Annotated in this window: 17 protein-coding genes; 11 read left to right on the top strand and 6 right to left on the bottom strand. The window is 51.4% G+C overall.

The features are described from left to right. Nucleotides 1-455: 455 nt before the first annotated feature. Nucleotides 456-1,862: a NucA/NucB deoxyribonuclease domain-containing protein gene (locus IEW70_RS02705; protein WP_188646395.1), complete on the top strand. Its 1,407-nt coding sequence runs from the start codon at nucleotides 456-458 to the stop codon at nucleotides 1,860-1,862. Between the two features lie 320 nt (nucleotides 1,863-2,182). On the opposite strand, the gene IEW70_RS02700 is transcribed toward IEW70_RS02705, so the two are convergent. Next, nucleotides 2,183-3,685 carry an FAD-dependent thymidylate synthase gene (locus tag IEW70_RS02700; protein WP_188646394.1) on the bottom strand — a complete coding sequence of 501 codons (1,503 nt, stop codon included), beginning with the start codon at nucleotides 3,683-3,685 and terminating at the stop codon, nucleotides 2,183-2,185. 184 nt (nucleotides 3,686-3,869) lie between these two features. Here IEW70_RS02700 and yunB point away from each other — a divergent pair, with 184 nt between their 5' ends. The 8 genes from yunB to IEW70_RS02660 all read left to right on the top strand — a co-directional run bounded on the left by yunB (nucleotide 3,870) and on the right by IEW70_RS02660 (nucleotide 12,207). After that, complete coding sequence (yunB, locus tag IEW70_RS02695) at nucleotides 3,870-4,649, top strand: sporulation protein YunB (RefSeq protein ID WP_188646393.1); 780 nt, start codon at nucleotides 3,870-3,872, stop codon at nucleotides 4,647-4,649. A 277-nt stretch (nucleotides 4,650-4,926) separates the two neighbouring features. After that, nucleotides 4,927-5,949 (top strand): ABC transporter ATP-binding protein, encoded by a 1,023-nt coding sequence (locus IEW70_RS02690; RefSeq protein ID WP_188646392.1) that lies wholly within the window; start codon nucleotides 4,927-4,929, stop codon nucleotides 5,947-5,949. Further along, nucleotides 5,915-6,892: an ABC transporter ATP-binding protein gene (locus tag IEW70_RS02685; protein WP_188646391.1), complete on the top strand. Its 978-nt coding sequence runs from the start codon at nucleotides 5,915-5,917 to the stop codon at nucleotides 6,890-6,892. The genes IEW70_RS02690 and IEW70_RS02685 overlap by 35 nt, the downstream gene beginning before the upstream one ends. A 102-nt stretch (nucleotides 6,893-6,994) precedes the next feature. Further along, nucleotides 6,995-8,599 carry an ABC transporter substrate-binding protein gene (locus tag IEW70_RS02680; RefSeq protein WP_188646390.1) on the top strand — a complete coding sequence of 535 codons (1,605 nt, stop codon included), beginning with the start codon at nucleotides 6,995-6,997 and terminating at the stop codon, nucleotides 8,597-8,599. 124 nt (nucleotides 8,600-8,723) lie between these two features. Next, nucleotides 8,724-9,734, top strand: coding sequence for an ABC transporter permease (locus IEW70_RS02675; protein ID WP_188646693.1), 1,011 nt, complete (start codon nucleotides 8,724-8,726; stop codon nucleotides 9,732-9,734). 11 nt (nucleotides 9,735-9,745) lie between these two features. Beyond that, nucleotides 9,746-10,654, top strand: coding sequence for an ABC transporter permease (locus IEW70_RS02670; protein WP_373285905.1), 909 nt, complete (start codon nucleotides 9,746-9,748; stop codon nucleotides 10,652-10,654). A gap of 303 nt (nucleotides 10,655-10,957) precedes the next feature. Continuing rightward, complete coding sequence (locus IEW70_RS02665) at nucleotides 10,958-11,905, top strand: MBL fold metallo-hydrolase (RefSeq protein WP_229751784.1); 948 nt, start codon at nucleotides 10,958-10,960, stop codon at nucleotides 11,903-11,905. Between the two features lie 56 nt (nucleotides 11,906-11,961). Then, on the top strand, nucleotides 11,962-12,207 hold the full coding sequence (locus tag IEW70_RS02660; protein WP_188646389.1) for a glutaredoxin domain-containing protein: 246 nt from the start codon (nucleotides 11,962-11,964) through the stop codon (nucleotides 12,205-12,207). Nucleotides 12,208-12,590: 383 nt separating this feature from the next. Here IEW70_RS02660 and IEW70_RS02655 read toward each other — a convergent pair whose 3' ends face one another. After that, a complete protein-coding gene (locus IEW70_RS02655) occupies nucleotides 12,591-13,613 on the bottom strand; it encodes a M23 family metallopeptidase (RefSeq protein ID WP_188646388.1) in 1,023 nt (340 codons plus the stop codon). A gap of 338 nt (nucleotides 13,614-13,951) precedes the next feature. Here IEW70_RS02655 and lipA point away from each other — a divergent pair, with 338 nt between their 5' ends. Beyond that, nucleotides 13,952-14,854: a lipoyl synthase gene (gene lipA, locus IEW70_RS02650; protein WP_188646387.1), complete on the top strand. Its 903-nt coding sequence runs from the start codon at nucleotides 13,952-13,954 to the stop codon at nucleotides 14,852-14,854. Nucleotides 14,855-14,896: 42 nt separating this feature from the next. Here lipA and IEW70_RS02645 read toward each other — a convergent pair whose 3' ends face one another. Further along, nucleotides 14,897-15,514, bottom strand: coding sequence for a YhcN/YlaJ family sporulation lipoprotein (locus IEW70_RS02645; protein ID WP_188646386.1), 618 nt, complete (start codon nucleotides 15,512-15,514; stop codon nucleotides 14,897-14,899). A 135-nt stretch (nucleotides 15,515-15,649) separates the two neighbouring features. Between IEW70_RS02645 and IEW70_RS02640 the strand changes: the two genes are divergently transcribed. Further along, nucleotides 15,650-15,982 (top strand): YutD family protein, encoded by a 333-nt coding sequence (locus IEW70_RS02640; protein ID WP_188646385.1) that lies wholly within the window; start codon nucleotides 15,650-15,652, stop codon nucleotides 15,980-15,982. Nucleotides 15,983-15,990: 8 nt separating this feature from the next. On the opposite strand, the gene IEW70_RS02635 is transcribed toward IEW70_RS02640, so the two are convergent. From IEW70_RS02635 to IEW70_RS02625, 3 genes are all read right to left on the bottom strand, one after another. After that, entirely contained in the window at nucleotides 15,991-16,248 is a 258-nt protein-coding gene (locus IEW70_RS02635; RefSeq protein WP_188646384.1) for a hypothetical protein, read from the bottom strand. 51 nt (nucleotides 16,249-16,299) lie between these two features. Beyond that, entirely contained in the window at nucleotides 16,300-16,572 is a 273-nt protein-coding gene (locus IEW70_RS02630; protein ID WP_188646383.1) for a DUF3055 domain-containing protein, read from the bottom strand. Nucleotides 16,573-16,651: 79 nt separating this feature from the next. Further along, on the bottom strand, nucleotides 16,652-17,287 hold the full coding sequence (locus IEW70_RS02625; RefSeq protein WP_188646382.1) for a MerR family transcriptional regulator: 636 nt from the start codon (nucleotides 17,285-17,287) through the stop codon (nucleotides 16,652-16,654). Nucleotides 17,288-17,296: the final 9 nt, after the last annotated feature.

Genomic DNA, 17,296 nt, shown 5'->3' with positions numbered 1-17,296 from the left:
AAGGCCAAGCGTATCGGAAGCTAGAGAATAAGAAGTTTGGGACTAAATATGATTTAACGATTACATCGCCATTCTGTTGAAAACCGCCCGAAACAGGCGGCTTTCTTCCGTTAATATTTCTCCGGCGAAAACACTCATTAGCGTTAGGGCTTTGTGTTTGTCGGAAGTGAACCAGATGTTATCGGCAGAGATTAAGAAAATGGCCATAAATCAGTGAATCGTTGTCACACCCCTATAACGCCCGAAAAACCAAGGGCCTTAATTGGCTCATTGGACTGTGCCCTGGTGAGACACTCTTCGAGTCTAATTCTAAAATTTTTTTCTTGATTTTTTACAAAATTACAATAAAATGGAAATGATTGGATTGATCTCACTAACACGGGGAGGGGTAAAGGGGTATCTTGCGGTAACGTGTAGTGACCGATTTCAAAATTTTTTAGGATGGAGGCAAAAGGTTGAAAAGAAAATCACGGTGGTTTTCGTTGGCTTTTGCTCTCACGTTGGTGTTAAGTTTATTAATCACTCCGGGGTCCATTGATGCAAAACCAGTATCAGAAGCGGATAGGGCAAAATCTCTCCAAGGCCAACCACAAATGTACTTTATCCCAACCAGTAACCCCAAAGAAGCAGATCATGTCATGCAACAATTGAAGGACGGAAAATCTCCAGAAGCATTGAACCTCATCCCAGCTAACAAGCATCATCCTAGAAAACAAACGTTGAAACAAATGGAAACAGAAGCCGCGAAAAATCCTCAGACCTATCCCGTTAAGATTAACCCTGTAACCAAAGCTGATGATGGGGATAGCTGGACACCGCCGCCGTTCCATTATGACGATATCCAGTTTGATGAGTGTGTGGAAAACGACAACGCATCCAAAGGTTGGATTAAAAACCACTATTCCTATTGCTGGTCCAACTATGTTGTATATTCAGATCCGGCAGGTTGCGGTCCTAGTTGGTTTCCTTTCGGTTGTGACTGGGTCAGTTTCCGATTAACAGTCATCGGTAATAGTTACAATGGTACGCGTGCTGTCTCCTATAATTACAAAATCGATGACATCGATATGGACTTGGACAGTAGCGGTTGGATCGGTTCCAAAGTATCCGTCAGTACCAAGTGTGATGGCATCTCCGAAACCCGAGATTGCATTGGAGATGATTCACCAGATACCCGAACGCTTGCGCAATGGCAGGCAGATGGCGAGGGATCAACCTATTTTGACTCGGATCCCCCACCGATCACTGCTGGGAACAAGGATCAAGTCAGCTTTATGGATTTATGGCCGCGGGTAACCGTTGATCCGCCAGGTAGTAAATACCCGCCAATTACTTCAGACGGTTCCAAGGAGAAGGTCCGAACCGACTCGGCCGACTACCTGTTTGTCTTCAAACCCTTTTTCTATCCCAAGGAAGGGGCCATCTTTGCCAATGCCCAACCGGTTTTCTACTATGACATGAACAACCCTTACTTCAGCATTATGAAGGAAGCCTTTCAGCATCATAAGGATGCCCTTACAGCCCCGGGAAGTTTGATTCCTGGAATCAAGGGAAGACCGCCGTTAACCCGGTTATATCCCAACTATGATCCAGTTCAAAAACGAGCCAATGATAATGCAAAGGATCGTGCATGTAGAGAGCTCCGTAATACGCTTCCTTATGATCCGTCAGAAAGAGGGTATGAATGCGATGAATTTCCGTTTGCTACCACCTATGAAGGGGCCGGTGCAGGAGATGGGAGATTCTCCGTACGATACATCCCTAGAGCAGCAAACAACACACATGGACGTTGGCTTGGTGCATGGTACGCTTACGATCGAATCTTGCACAAGGATCAGTTTTATATCGATTTTAAAGAGTAAGCCATAACAGCAAAATGCCGCAAACCCTTGTTACTAAGGGGAGCGGCTTTTTTTTATGGGATTTTAATCGGCGGGGATTTATAGATAGCGAGCGGGAAAACCCAGTGCTTTAGGGTTGGGATGAAAGCGAGCGTCGGACGAAAGATCGATCCATTGAAAATCATCGCAGCCCATGGACAATCGTGGAGAAACCAGCAGAGTTGTAGGTAAAGGATCTGCCAAATATACTTCACACGCTGGTTTTGGCCGGGACACCAGAGTAACCCATAAAGGTGAATAAAAAACGGCACCCATATACGAGTGCCGTTTTTTGTACCATTCTATCTCCTCCGTTGGGCATAGCGGACCAGAACGGGGTGTTCCTCCTTCAGCGTCTCATGAAGCTGCTCAAATGTTTGCCGGATATCCCACTGGGCTTCCGGGGAGGTGCGCAAGTTGATCAGGTGATACATCTCCCACAGGTTGGCAGTGGCGGTCACTTGCCGATGGTGGGCATTGGTCACCACATAAGGTGCGGCGGCGGGGCAAACTTCCGTCAGCTGCTCATACAGCCGGTCGGCTTCGCGGATCAGCTCGCCGAAAGGTTCCGCAAGCCCCGCTTCCCGTACATGGGGCGGGATGGTATAGCCGAGGTCGACGGTGGGCTGGCCATAGCTGAAGTGGGTGCCCCGGTTGTGGCGAAGGAGTTGGTGCCAGTTGGCCTCGGAGATGTGCATCTCCATGTGATAGAAAAGATGTCGGAATACATCCAGCGGGTTGTCAAAGAAACGCAGGTGCCGTAGGGACGCATCCAACCGTTCTTCTTTCTCTTCTTGTGTCCAGGATTGGACGGTTTGTTTCGCGGCTTCGTAGGGAAGCCCGTTTTCGCTGACCAAAAGCTCTGTACACAAGATTTCCAATGCCTCGCCATAATCCGGGATGCGGGTAAACCGGGCCCGGGGTCCGTCAAAGGCTTCTCCTTTGAAAGAGTCGGCAGCTTCATTCCTGTTGTTCCATTTGCGCAAAGCCTCTCGGGTTTCCAAGAGGTAGTCATTCGGTTTGACATGTTTCAGCAGGGTGGGGATCACTTGGCTGATCTCCCGCTCCATGTCCCGGGCGAGCTGTTGCGACTCCTGATGGGGGCTGGACAACAGGCGGACGAGGGTGTCCCGCAGCGCCCGGCCGTTGCCCGTGAGGCCCAGATTGGTCAAGGTGGCCAGGGTGAGCACATAGCGGGCATCTTCGAAGGCGACTTTTTCTGTCCGCAGCCGGAAGCGCTTGTCGCTCTCCCCTTCCTGCCGGGGCAATTTCTTCATTAAGTAGAGGATCAATCCGTCCAGTAGACGTTCATACACGTCATAGGCGCGGTGTTGGAATTGGACGAAGGACTCCTTCCACTCCGGATGTTCCTCCAATTCCTGCGGAATGTAAAAGTCTCCCCGCTCCGGCCGTTGGTAGCGTTGGCTGTACTCCGTAAAGCTGTTGAACGTGTTGGCCAGTTCCAATTCGGCGGACGCGAGTCGGCTGATCCGTTCGATGCCCAAATGGGCAACGGCATGCTCCGCCACACTGCTGTGTCCGTAGCCGACGACCCACTTTTCATGAAAACGGGCGGCTTTTTCTGAGTAGTGGGTAGCCATGCCGCCGGCGGAGTCGCTTACGGCCAACTCGTCATCCTGCAGGAGTTGTTTCAGGTTGTCCCGGAAACTGGCCGGGCTGCGGCTCACATAGGCAAATATAACAGCGATCACTTCTTCGGGCAGGTTGAAAATGGTATAGACATTTTGATCCAGGTTGGATACATAGCGGGTCAAATCCACCGTTTTGGCGTCGGATGCGGTCATTGCTTCTCCCTCCGATTCTGCTGGGTATTTCCCGTCCATATATGATGCCGTCTCTATTCTACATGACTCTGTCACAGGTTACTAGCACGGGTCTCCTTCTCGAACTCTGCCAGTTTTTTGGAGAAAGAAAAGACAAATGGACAGGCGTTTCCGCATAAGAGTGGGGCAAGAGGAGGAATGGACGATGGGCTTTCAGAGGTGGCGGTTCCGGTGGCGTTTCCGGCGGCCTCAGGTCGGAATCCGCCGTCGCAGACGGGGGGGCGTCTGGTTTTTGGCCTTTGCGATTTTGTTCGGTGTGCTTTTTCAATGCTTGTGGATACTGGAGAACAGTCTGGAACCGATGTTGTTCAGCATTGCCAAGACCAAAGTAAAGCAGCTGGCGACAGAAGCGGTAATGGATGCCACCAAAAAGCAGTCGGCAATGGGGGATGATTTGAACAACATCATGAAGGTAAAGACGGATCAAAACAATCGAATCTCTTTCATTCAAATCGACCAAAAAGTACAGGCAGACATCTACCATCAGACGTTGAAGAGTTTTCGCGACCGTTTGTATCACTTGAAAAATGAAGATGTCGGGATTACTCTGGGGCAGGCGCTCCAAAGCAACATCTTGGCGGGGTACGGTCCGGAGATCCCGATTGAGATCTGGCCCAAAGGAGATACAAACATCAACCTGCGTCCGGAAATGAAAAGCGCCGGAGTCAACAATGTGATGATCACCTTGATGATGGATATCGATACGGAGATGAGTGTGGTCGTCCCCTTTACATCGGAGCCGATTCGAGTGAAGACGGAGATCCCTTTGGCCAATGCCATGGTGGTTGGGGATGTGCCCAAGTATTACTACTATAACGGCGTGGACGGCTCGATTCAAAAAAGAGAAATAGATCACGGGGATAAAAAGTCCTCAGGCGGTGCCGAACCTCCGCCGCCCATGGTGCCCTCGGAGCGAGTGGAGTAGTGTCTGCGTAAAAAGAACCAACGATTAGTAAAATACGGGCATCAATTGACCATCCCAGGTTGAGGGCGGGGGAGAAAACCTCCCCGCTCCGCTATGCTTTTCCGGAAGAGAAATACATATGTATTACGGAATAGTCATTATTATTTATATATTGGGACATCAAATTGTCTAAAGGATTTTAGTCTTCTGTATCGAATAAAGAGTATGCACAGTTTTCGAATGTTTCTATCGATTCTTGGTATTTATTGTCTGATATTTCAATCAACGAGGTGTCTTCATGGCGAACACTCTACTCGAGATATCGGAGCTGAAAATGCATTTCCACACGGACAAGGGGGTCGTGAAGGCCGTCGACGGTGTCGACATCACTGTCCGCGAAGGAGAGATTGTCGGATTGGTCGGTGAGTCCGGCTGCGGCAAGAGTGTCACCTCCCTATCGGTGATGGGTCTTGTTCCCCAGCCTCCGGGAAAGATCGCCGGCGGTTCCATCAAGTTCAACGGAAAGGAACTGACCACTCTCAGCGCCAAAGAGCTGCAGAAGCTTCGCGGCAATGAGATGGCGATGATTTTTCAGGAACCGATGACGTCATTGAATCCGGTTTTCACCATCGGAAATCAAATGGTGGAAGCGATCCGGCTTCACAAGAAAGAAGTGTCCAAGCAGGAAGCGCGCGCGTTGGCGCTGGAAGCGCTGAAATCGGTGGGCATCGCCCGGGACGGGGTGCTGGATGAGTACCCTCATCAGCTTTCCGGCGGGATGCGCCAGCGGGTGATGATCGCGATGGCGATGGTCTGCAACCCGAAGCTGCTGATCGCCGACGAGCCGACGACGGCCCTGGATGTGACCATCCAGGCACAGATCCTGGATCTGATGCGAAAGCTGAACAAGGAAACCAACACGGCCATTCTCATGATCACCCACGACCTGGGAGTGGTGGCGGAGCTGTGCGAGCGGGTGATCGTGATGTACGCGGGACAGGTGGTGGAGGAAGCGGATGTGCGTACCTTGTTCAAGAATCCCAAGCATCCGTACACCGCCGGTTTGTTGAAATCGATCCCGCAGTTGGATCAACGGCGGAAGCGGTTGTACTCCATTCCCGGCAATGTGCCCAACCCGCGAAACATGCCGAAAGGGTGCCGGTTCGCTCCCCGCTGTGAGTTTGCGATGGAGGTATGCCGGGAGAAAGAGCCTGAGCTGAGCCCCATCGAAAAAAATCACATCAGTCGTTGCTGGTTGCATTCGGAGCAAAAGGAGGAAGCGGATCGTGACATCGTCGGAAACACTGCTTCAAGTTCGTAATCTGAAGAAATACTATCCGATCCGCGGAGGCGTCTTTGGTCGGAAGATCGGCGAAGTGAAGGCGGTGGATGATGTCTCCTTCGCGGTGAAAAAAGGAGAAACCCTGGGCATCGTGGGCGAGAGCGGCTGTGGCAAGTCCACCACGGGCCGGTCCATTTTGCGTCTGGAAGAGCCCACTGCCGGCGAGGTGGAGTTTGAGGGGGCGGACCTGACCAAGCTGTCGGGAGAGGAGATGCGCCGGATGCGCCGGGAGCTGCAGATGGTGTTTCAGGATCCCTTTGCCTCGTTAAACCCGCGGCAAACAGCTGGCTCGATTATTGAAGAGCCGCTGATCGTGCACGGGCTGGGAGACGCCAAAGAGCGCAAGGAAAAGGTAAAGGAGCTGCTCTCGGTGGTCGGGCTGGATTCTTACCATGCCGGGCGGTACCCGCACCAGTTCAGCGGTGGTCAGCGGCAGCGGATTGGCATCGCCCGGGCTTTGGCGGTGAATCCGAAGCTGATCGTGGCAGATGAACCGGTATCCGCCCTGGATGTGTCGATCCAGTCCCAGGTGCTCAACCTCTTGGAAGACCTGCAGGAAACATACGATTTGACCTATCTGTTCATTGCCCACGATTTAAGCGTGGTACGTCACATCAGTGATCGGGTGGGCGTGATGTATCTGGGACGGATGGTGGAACTGGCAGACCGGGATGAGCTGTATGAGCACCCGATTCATCCGTACACCCGGGCTTTGTTGTCTGCGGTACCTGTACCCGACCCGGATGCGAAGCGGGAACGGATCATCCTCACAGGGGATGTGCCCAGTCCCACCAATTCGCCCAAAGGGTGTGCCTTCCATACCCGTTGTCCCCATGTGATGGATATTTGCCGGGAGAAGCGCCCTGAGTTCAAGGATCAGGGAAGCGGTCATTTTGCAGCTTGTCATTTGACGGAAGCTTAACACGAACACTCTGTGAAGGAGGTGTTGCCTCGGCCGACAGCAGCCGTGCCGGGAGCCGCCGGTACATCATTTTTTCTTAAGGATAAAGGGGGTTTTACCTGTATGAGATTCAAGAAAAATTGGATTCTTCTCTTCGCTTTTGCCTTTATGCTGTCGACGGTTTTGGCCGGATGCGGCGGGAAAAACGCAGACAGCGGGAAAACATTGATCTTTGGCCGCGGGGCGGATTCTCCCAAACTGGATCCCGCCATTGTGACGGATGGCGAGTCCTTCCGAGTGACCGAAAACATCATGGAAACCTTGGTGGATTACGATAAAACCACTACCAATGTGAAGCCGGGGCTCGCAGAGAGTTGGGAGAAGTCCAAGGACGGAAAAACCTGGACTTTCCACCTGCGCAAAGGGGTCAAGTTCCATGACGGCACCCAGTTTAATGCCGACGCCGTCGTTTGGAACTTTGAACGCTGGATGAACCGGAAAGATCTGCCTAAAAAAGGCGATGATTTTATCTATTATGGTTCGATGTTCGGCGGATTCAAAGGGGATAAAGGGCATGTGATCGACAGCGTGAAAGCGTTGGACGAATATACGGTCCAGTTCAGGCTGAAAAAACCGCAAGGTCCCTTCCTAGCCAACCTGGGCATGTCTCCGTTTGCCATCGCCTCTCCGAAAGCGGTGGAGAAGGATCCGGCCGAATTTGCCCGTCACCCGGTGGGAACCGGTCCGTTCAAATTTGAGAGCTGGAAAAAAGGCGACTCCATTAGTGTCGTCAAAAACGAGAATTACTGGCAAAAAGGCCTGCCGAAGCTGGATAAGATCATCTTCAAATCGATCCCGGATAATTCGGCCCGTTTGACGGCGCTGCAATCCGGAGACATCGATCTGATGGACGGTCTCAATCCCGATGATGCCAAGACGGTGGAACAAAACGATCAACTGCAGCTGTTCAAGCGTCCGCCCATGAATGTGGGGTATCTGGCTTTCAATATGGAGAAAAAGCCCTTCGACAACAAAAAAGTGCGGCTGGCGATCAACCACGCCGTCAACAAAGAAGGGCTGATCAAGAGCTTCTACGCCGATCTGGCGGAACCGGCCAAAAACCCGATGCCGCCTTCGATCTGGGGTTACAACGACAAAGTGAAAGAATACGATTATGATCTGACAAAAGCCAAACAGCTACTGAAAGAAGCCGGATACGAAAAAGGCTTCAAGGTGGAATTCTGGGCGATGCCCGAGCCCCGTCCCTATATGCCGGACGGCAAGAAAATCGCTGAGTATATCCAGGCCGACCTGAAGAAAATCGGAATCGACGCCAAGATCGTCAGCCCCGAATGGCAGACCTATCTGGAAAAAACCCAGAAAGGGGAGCACGAAATGGCCCTCCTGGGTTGGACCGGAGACAACGGGGATCCGGACAACTTCCTGTATGTCCTGCTGGACAAGGACAACACCCGGATTCCTGCCCAAAACGTCGCTTTCTACAAGAGCGATAAATTGCACGATGTCTTAATCAAAGCCCAGCAAGAAACGGATAAGAAAAAACGGACCGAACTGTATGAAAAAGCACAGGAGATCATTCACGAGGATGCACCGTGGGTACCGATGGTCTACGCTACTCCGCCGCTGGCCGCCCAGTCCTATGTGAAAGGGTATGTGCCGCACCCGAAGGGGACGGAGAGCCTGGAAAACGTAGACATCGTGAAGTAATCGAGTGTGCGGCGGCATTGCGGTCCGCAATGCCGCCGTTTTTTCACCGTGTCCGGATGCATCGGTACTTTTCGACCCCGTCTTGGACAAAGAAACGGTTTTGAACGGAAAGGCTGGTGAAATTGTGATCGCATACGCCATCCGAAGAGTACTCATGCTGATCCCGGTGTTGATCGGGATGTCCATCATCACCTTTTCCATCGTGCACGCGATTCCGGGAAGCCCGGCTCAAGCCATTTTGGGTGACCGGGCCAATCCGGAAGCCGTTAAACAGTTGAACGAAAGCATGGGTCTGAATGATCCCCTCTATGTACAGTACTTCCGGTATCTCGGCAATGTGTTGCAAGGAGATCTGGGCACTTCCTACAAAACGGGACGTCCCATTCTGGACGAGATCGGACCGTATTTGGCTGCCACGGTGGAGTTGGCGGTGATGGCGATGATTATCGCTGTTTTTTTCGGAGTCAACTTGGGAATTTTGTCTGCCTGGCGGCAGAACTCCGCCATCGATTACACATCGATGGTGATCGCCTTGATCGGCGTGTCGATGCCGATATTTTGGTTGGGTTTGTTGGAGCAGTGGGTGTTCGCCCAAGAGCTGGGATGGCTACCATCCAACGGTCGAATCGATCCGCGGATGACCTTTGAGTCCATCACCCACTTTTATTTTATCGATGCACTGATTCAAGGGGATTTTTATGCCTTGCAAGATGCATTCAATCATATTTGGCTGCCGGCGATTGCACTGGGGACCATTCCCATGGCGATCATCGCCCGAATGACCCGCTCCAGCATGCTGGAAGTGATGCGTTCCGACTATATCCGCACCGCACGTGCCAAAGGGGTGGGAGAAGTGCTGATCGTGTACAAGCATGCCTTGAAAAATGCCTTCATCCCCATCCTAACGGTGTTCGGTTTGCAGATGGGCCTGCTTTTGGGCGGGGCGGTGTTGACGGAAACCATTTTCAGTTGGCCGGGTATAGGGCGGTATTTGTATGATGCCATCGTCTCCCGGGATTACCCGGTGATTCAGTCCGGCATCTTGGTGATTGCCACCATTTTCGTCTTGATTAATCTGATCGTGGATCTGTTGTACGCCTATGTCGATCCGCGGATCCAATACGGAAAGGAGTGACGCCCATGTCGATGAACGCACCCACGATGCCGACCCAGGAACCAATGCAGCCGATGTCGAACTCGCCAATGGAAGAAAAAGAGAGCGCGTGGCAGGATACATGGCGCGCCCTTCTTCGCCATCGTTCCGCCATGATCGGCGGGATCATCATTCTCTTTTTCATCTTTATCGCAGTGGTGGCACCGCTGCTGCTTCCTTTTGGCTACAATCAGATCGATGCCGATTCACGGTTGCAAGCACCCTCAGCAGACCACTGGTTCGGGACCGACGATTTGGGACGGGATATTTTTGCCCGGGTGATCTACGGTGCACGTATCTCTCTCTGGGTCGGTTTTTTCGCCATCACCGGATCGATCGTGGCCGGCTCCTTGCTGGGGCTGATCGCCGGTTTTTACGGCGGATGGCGGGATGTCATCATTTCCCGTTTGTTCGATATCCTGCTGGCATTTCCGGGAATTTTGCTGGCTATTGCCATCGTGGCCATGTTGGGGCCGGGATTGGAAAATGCCATGTACGCCATCGCAATTATCAACATTCCCACCTTCGGACGCTTGATGCGCTCCCGGGTGTTGGCGGTGAAGCAGGAAGATTTCGTCATGGCCGCTCTGGCCATTGGAATGAAAAACAGCCGGATTTTGCTACGGCACGTTCTTCCCAACTCCTGGACACCGATCATGGTCCAGGGAACCCTGGGCTTCGCCACGGCGGTGCTGGAAGCGGCAGCGCTCGGGTTTATCGGTTTGGGGGCACAGCCACCGGAGCCGGAATGGGGAAAAATGTTGTCCGACTCCCGGTCCTTTATCCAATCCGCTCCGTGGACGATGATTTTCCCGGGGCTGGCGATCATGTTTACCGTATTGGGATTCAACCTGTTAGGTGACGGTCTGCGGGACATCTTGGACCCGCGGATGAAGCAGTAAAGCATAAGCATCGGCAAGCCCAAAACCCTTGTGATCCAAGGGGTAAGACTCAACGTTTATAGAAATAAGCTGACGAACTCTTTTGCCCGAGCACGACTTTTGACGACGAACTTAGCGACAAGAGAGAATACGAGACAAAAAAGCGGTGCATAGCACGACCTGGGAGCTTGGTTGACCCCCGTCATTCCGGGGGTTTTCCTGCATGAAACGGGGAAACCCGAATGCTATTGTGCGTAATCCACAGGAATCGGAACCGGAGGGATCGAAGGAAGTAAAGGTTCAGAAAAAAAGGAGGTTGGATCTGTGGGAGAGGAAACCATCTATTCCCTGGGCGGGGAGATTTATGTGATTGACGGCTTCGACTTGAAAAAACCGGGTCGAACCGGGGTTTATGTGATGAATCAGGAACCCTTGACGATTGTGGAAACCGGGCCCAGCATGTCCGTACCCCATATATTGGGTGGATTGAAAAAGCTGGACCGCGCTCCGGAAGAAGTGGAGTATGTGATCGTGACCCATATCCACCTCGACCATGCCGGTGGTGTGGGCTTGTTCCTCCAAAGCTGTCCCCGGGCCAAAGTCGTTGTTCACCCCCGCGGCGCCCGTCATTTGGCTGACCCTTCCCGGTTGATCCAGGGCGCCCGTATGGTTTACGGGGAGGAGTTCGACGCGTTGTTTGACCCGGTGCTGCCGGTACCGGAAGACCGAATTCTGGTCAAGGGTGAAGGAGATAAGTTGCGCATTACCGACGATCGGGTGCTGACGTTTTGGGACACTCCGGGACATGCCGCTCACCACATCAGTATCCACGATTCTCTGACCCATGGTTATTTCACCGGGGATACCGCGGGTATACGCTATGTTCATACGGAGGAGTATGGATTCTCTTTTTATGTTCCATCCACTTCTCCCAACCAATTTGATCCGGATGCGATGAAACATTCGATCCAGCGCTATCGAAACGAGAAGCCGGACCGTATCTATTATGGTCACTTCGGGATGACAGAGCAAGTGGATGAAGCCTTGGATGAAGTAAAAGCCGGCATTGACGTTTTCATGCAGGAGGCCCAAGAAGCACTTTCCCGGGGTGAAGGCGAATCGGGAATCGAGCGCCGCTTGGTCGATCGCTATGTCCCCATGCTGGAAGAAAAAGGACTACCGGAAGACAGCCCGGCCCATGAGTTGTTGCGGCTGGATTTGCAAGTGTCGGCCATGGGGTTGGCGTTGTACCTGAATCGGCAGAAAAAGTAGATTGCCATCCAACTATCTCCCATATGCTATCCTAAAAGGGAGGAAGGAGGGCTTATATGGAAGTAATCGTCTTTTCGAAACCCCACTGTATCGAGTGCAATATGGTGAAGCGGTTTTTAACCGATTATCAAATTCCTTTTGAAGTGCGGGACTGCAGTCATCCCCAGCACCTTGAGGAAGTGAAAGCGATGGGGTTTCTCGGTGTGCCCGTCACGGTGGTGAACGGCACTCCTGTTCAAGGATTGCAACCGGATCGGATTTTGGAGCTGGTGAAAGCAGCCGATAAACAAGATCTACGGTAGTGGCCAAAATTTGACGTAAACCCCGGTTCCATGAGTTGTAGAGGAGTAGATAGAAGCCCTTCTGCTGAGTTTCGTTTTTATAGAAAAAGAGAGTCAAAGCGCGGGCGTAGGAGCCAAGCGACTAGAGCGTGTCTGGTAATTCAAGTATCTTCGATAGATAGGGAGGTCGGTGTGATAGGCGAAGATCCTTTACGCTTTTTGCAAGAGATGAGACGGCTACACCGGACCCCTATAACAAATGATCAGACAGACCCTAAGGCACGACGTGTGCCCGTGTTCCTTTGGCGTGTGTATCGTACCCGCACGGCATTCGTCGTGCAATGTCGCTGCGCTCCATCATCACGCTAAGTGGTCGAGCCGACAGAATCACATCGATGGGATTTTTAGCGCTTCTTTCGCTGGGAGCGTTTTTTCTTTTTTTCTTCTCTCAGCCGCTTGTACGCATCCCGTTCCCATCTCTTCAGCGAAGGGTAGGGGTCGAAAGAAAAGGTGGTCCGCCCGTTGAATTTGTAAAGGCCGTAATGTAGATGGGGAGGAAACTTGCCGGAGGTGCCGGGAGGGCCGTATCCCGACGAGCCGACATAACCAATAACCATTCCGGGTTCCACGATGTCCCCTTGCTTCAGGTTTTTGCTGAACCCGTTCAGGTGGGCGAAATAGTGATAGTTGTTTCGGGTATCCCGGATCCCGATCCGCCAGCCGCCGTAACGGTTCCATCCTTTTAACTCCACATAACCGTAACAAGTGCTGAGCACCGGTGTGCCATAATCGGCAAAAATGTCCGTGCCCTCATGGATGCGCAAGCCGCCCCATCCTCGCCGATCGCCCCAGGTATTATGATAGGTGTAGTTGTAGCGCAAAGGCATGATAAAGGAATGGCGGTCCAGGTTAATCGTGCCGTATCGTTCGTAAATCTTGGCGATGTGGGTGATGATATCGACGGTTACCGGTTGTTGATAATACTCCCACAACCGGATGCGGATATCTTCTTGGCTCAAGCCTTTTTCAGATAAGTAACGGGTTATTGTCAACAGGATATCCGTATCGTCGGCAGGGTCTGCTTTGCCGTCACGGTTGCCGTCCTGGCCGATCCCGCCGAAAAAACGGATACTCTCCGGCACTGTATCCTGGGGATCCGGATTGAGCGGACCGCTCCATAGCCGATCCGGCACGGAGATGGCCAATAATCCCTTTTTCTTTGGCAAATCACGGCGAACCTGTTGAATATTGCGCTCGTATTGATCCATGGCAGCGAGAAAAAACCACGGAACCCCTGTGAGTGTCTCCATCCGTTCATACATTTGTTGACGTTGTTCCCACTCGCTCTTTTTCCGTGCCCCTGCCGCAGGTAGGGGCGTAATCAGTAAAGCGAGGATTGTCAGCCAACAGAGAATGCGTTTGCCCATTTCCATCACCGCTTTGTATTCCTATAATCTTAGTGTGCTTGATTGCAGGCGGAAACATTTTGGGATTTGATGGAAATAAACGCTTGATTCGACATATTTTTCTGAACTTTATCCACAGGGACTGTTGATAAATGTGTATAACTTCTTGTTGGATCGGACTCCTAAGCAAACAATTGTTGTCAACAACTGGATTTCTCGTTGGAAGGGAGAAAGGCGCGTAACGGCTATCTTTTTGTGGTAAGATAATAGAGGAAAGTAAGAAAGGCGTTAGATGGATGACATTTGCGGTTTAGGTCTCCGGGACATAGGAGGCCTTTTGTCCATAGGAGGGAATCGGCGTGGAAAGAAAACGGAAAGAAGAAAGACAGAGAAAACCGGAATGGTTGAAAATCAACCTCAATACCAACGAAAATTATCGCGAACTAAAAAAAATGATGCGGGGCAAGACTCTACATACTGTTTGTGAAGAGGCCCGTTGCCCCAATATCTATGAATGCTGGGCCAACCGGACGGCCACATTCATGATTTTGGGAGATATTTGCACCCGTGCTTGCCGCTTTTGTGCGGTGAAAACAGGTCTTCCGACGGAACTGGATTGGAAGGAGCCGGAACGGGTGGCGGAAGCCGTTGAGCAGATGGGCGTCAAGCATGCTGTTGTCACCTCGGTGGCACGGGATGATCTCAAGGATGGCGGGGCTGCCATATTTGCGGAAACGATCAAAGCAATTCGCAAACGGAACCCGTTTACCAATGTAGAAGTATTGATCCCTGATTTCGGCGGTAACTGGGAAGCCCTTAAAGTAGTGATGGATCAACGTCCGGACATTCTCAACCACAACCTGGAAACGGTGCGCCGCCGTTCCGACCGCGTCCGGTCCAAAGCCAAATATGACCGTTCTCTGGAATTGTTGAAACAGGCGAAACAAATGCAGCCCGATATTCCGACCAAGTCGAGCATTATGGTAGGTGTCGGGGAAGAGTGGGATGAAATTCTGGAAACGATGGACGATCTACGCAGCGTGGATTGCAATATCATGACGATCGGCCAATATTTACAACCCACCCGTAAACACCTGCGGATCGAGAAATATTATACCCCGGAAGAATTTGCCCAACTGAAAGAAGAAGGGCTGAAACGCGGATTTGATCATGTAGAATCGGGTCCGTTGGTACGTAGCTCCTATCATGCCCATGAACAAGTGAAGTCGGCTCAATCTTCCCAGGAAGCGGCCGCTCAGTAAGAGATAAAAAAGCAGCCTACGGCATATGCCGAGGCTGCTTTTTTATTGTGTTTTTTTCAATGGATTCTTTTTATGTTCCCCTAAAGGCGGTTGATCCAGATCTTGCATTAAGCCGTTCATTTCTTGGGTTGTCAGGGTGAGTTTTTCACGGGTTCCCATTGCTTTAGCCCCGATTTCCTGCAGCCGTTTTTTAAATCCCGGTTTGCCAGATACGTAAACTTGATAATACCGAGGAGTCAAACTGAGTGCCGTGCGCCGGGTTTCGTACAGCGCTTTTTGGCTCGGTCGTGCTCTGTTATTGCCTTCCACTCCAATAAATACATGGCTGGCGGTCACCAGCACGGCTGCATCGGATACGTTCGGTAGTTTGGTGCTTAGATAGGCAATCTGCCGAGCAAGTGCATTTCGATCGATGTATACGTCGGGACCGGGGAGTGCTCCTCCGTCTGTGGCGTTCCGAAATTCATTTCCCCGCTGACGGCTGTATCCGAGCGGGTTTGCATTAGTACCTTGGGGACGGCGGTTGGTGACATATCCATATCCCCGTTTTCCATCCTGGTAAAGGGACTCATCGTAACCGTCGTCCGGACGTGCATTGGGCTGACATGCCACTATGCCGAGCAGGCATAAGGCCGTCAACATCCACCCCCAGATTTTCATCTTTTCCACCTCCTGTGGATAGCGTGCCCGGAAGTTCCGCCTTTTGTACAGGGAAAAGCAGGATTTACAATGCAGGATCACGAATTTCGGTTCATACGGTAGGAAAGAAAACGAATTAGAGGTCGATGGTAAATAATGAAAGAGATTGCAGTTAACGGGTTTCGATTTGAAGTGGTATACGATCATAAAAAGGGTTGGAATCCGGAAGCTTTCAGCAAGCGGTACAGTGAAGTGTTGGACAAGTATGATTACATCGTAGGAGATTGGGGTTATGGACAATTACGCCTCAAAGGCTTTTTTGCGGACAGCCATCCCCGTGCCAACCGTGACACAAAAATTGCGCACTTTGAAGAATACTTGCATGAGTATTGCAATTTTGGCTGCGCTTACTTCATTCTTCGGCGGATTCGAGACGATGCCAACAAAGGAAAATCCAAACTTCGGGAACGTCGTGCCAACAGGGGATAACAGACGTTTTATTCTTCCTCACGCTCGTCATGAGTGGGGTGACTTCCAGGCACCTGCCGGGGGATTCCCTCGTGGAATTCCCTCATTTCATAGGTGAACTGGGGTGCTGCGTGCTGGGATTCCCGCCATGGACTGGATTTGCCCAAATGTGCTTCATTGGTTGCAGCCCCGTAAGGTCCTTCGGGGAATTCTTCCGGAACCACTTCGTTTCGGAGAGACTCCACCGTACCCAGATCTTGATAATGGGTGTTTCGTTTTTTGCGCATAAAAAAGTCACCTCCGAGGGTTAGTTTTCCATCGAGGTGGCTTTTTATGTCTTACAGCAAAGTATATAAAAACTGCTTCAATTCCGCCGCTTCCTCTTCACTGATGCCATATACATGTTCCAGGTAGCCGGGCTCCTCCAAGTCATCTTCGCCGATGATGGCGAATCGGTTGGACTGGATATTGAACACCAGCAGTTTTCCGTAAAAGCGTTCAGTAGTAGTGATCCCCAGGTCAAATCGATTGGTTTGCCCGACAAAGCTGACAAAACGGGTGCGCGTAGTCTCGGTGTCATCATAAAGGAAAAAAAGATCGTCCTTGGTCATGGGAAATAACTCCTTTGTCATATCTCCCCCTCATTATACACAATGACCCGGGGATACCCTACCGTTTACGGAAACTCAATCAGAATATACCCAAAAAGCGGCTCCGTTTCTGGCGGCGTGGTGTTAACTGAGTTTCGGTCGTGGCGGAAGCCAGTCGATGGGAGAAGGTGGCATTGCGCAGTTCCGCCTTCAGCTGATCCTGTTTTTTTCCGATGTCTTCAATCATTTGATGCAGTTGGGTAGCGGGGAGATAATTTTGCTGGTTGGCCACCATTTTGCGTTCCATTTCCTCTATCACATCAAACATCGTAAAAACATGGTCCTCCAGTTGGTCCAGCCGTTCAAAAACCGTCTCCATCATTTCTCCGATTTCATCAAGGCTTCCTATCAGTCGATGCATGGGATAAGAATTGCCGAAGGGCATCTGGATCACTGTGTCCTCTTCCGGTTCAGCAGCTTGTTCGCTATTGTTGTCCCATTTGCCTTCCATGATCAACTCTTGCCGAATTTGCCGCATGGACTTATTTTCCTGCAGCCGTTTTTGAATGTCGCGCAACCGGATATAGGAATCCTCCGTCAGCATATAATGCCCGCGGTCATTGACGTGAGGTTCGATATACTCCTCAAAGGTATCGATCCATTTTCGTACAGTCCGAGCGTGTACATGGAGACGTTCAGCCGCTTCTCTGGTGGATATCCGCACTCCTTCCTTCATTTATCCATC

It is taken from the genome of Marinithermofilum abyssi (assembly GCF_014641195.1).
Taxonomy (GTDB): Bacteria; Bacillota; Bacilli; order Thermoactinomycetales; family DSM-45169; genus Marinithermofilum; species Marinithermofilum abyssi.
Note: the sequence above shows the minus strand (reverse complement) of the source record. Positions and strands in the feature narration are given on the sequence as shown.

What these genes read in the sequence shown, in the direction of transcription:
- yunB (WP_188646393.1), top strand. Translation starts at nt 3,870, where the DNA reads ATGGGCTTTCAGAGGTGGCGGTTCCGGTGGCGTTTCCGGCGGCCTCAG.
- IEW70_RS02645 (WP_188646386.1), bottom strand. Translation starts at nt 15,514, where the DNA reads ATGAAAATCTGGGGGTGGATGTTGACGGCCTTATGCCTGCTCGGCATA.
- IEW70_RS02625 (WP_188646382.1), bottom strand. Translation starts at nt 17,287, where the DNA reads ATGAAGGAAGGAGTGCGGATATCCACCAGAGAAGCGGCTGAACGTCTC.
- IEW70_RS02690 (WP_188646392.1), top strand. Translation starts at nt 4,927, where the DNA reads ATGGCGAACACTCTACTCGAGATATCGGAGCTGAAAATGCATTTCCAC.
- IEW70_RS02635 (WP_188646384.1), bottom strand. Translation starts at nt 16,248, where the DNA reads ATGCGCAAAAAACGAAACACCCATTATCAAGATCTGGGTACGGTGGAG.
- IEW70_RS02700 (WP_188646394.1), bottom strand. Translation starts at nt 3,685, where the DNA reads ATGACCGCATCCGACGCCAAAACGGTGGATTTGACCCGCTATGTATCC.
- IEW70_RS02640 (WP_188646385.1), top strand. Translation starts at nt 15,650, where the DNA reads ATGAAAGAGATTGCAGTTAACGGGTTTCGATTTGAAGTGGTATACGAT.
- IEW70_RS02670 (WP_373285905.1), top strand. Translation starts at nt 9,746, where the DNA reads ATGAACGCACCCACGATGCCGACCCAGGAACCAATGCAGCCGATGTCG.
- IEW70_RS02655 (WP_188646388.1), bottom strand. Translation starts at nt 13,613, where the DNA reads ATGGGCAAACGCATTCTCTGTTGGCTGACAATCCTCGCTTTACTGATT.
- IEW70_RS02630 (WP_188646383.1), bottom strand. Translation starts at nt 16,572, where the DNA reads ATGACCAAGGACGATCTTTTTTTCCTTTATGATGACACCGAGACTACG.
- IEW70_RS02680 (WP_188646390.1), top strand. Translation starts at nt 6,995, where the DNA reads ATGAGATTCAAGAAAAATTGGATTCTTCTCTTCGCTTTTGCCTTTATG.
- IEW70_RS02660 (WP_188646389.1), top strand. Translation starts at nt 11,962, where the DNA reads ATGGAAGTAATCGTCTTTTCGAAACCCCACTGTATCGAGTGCAATATG.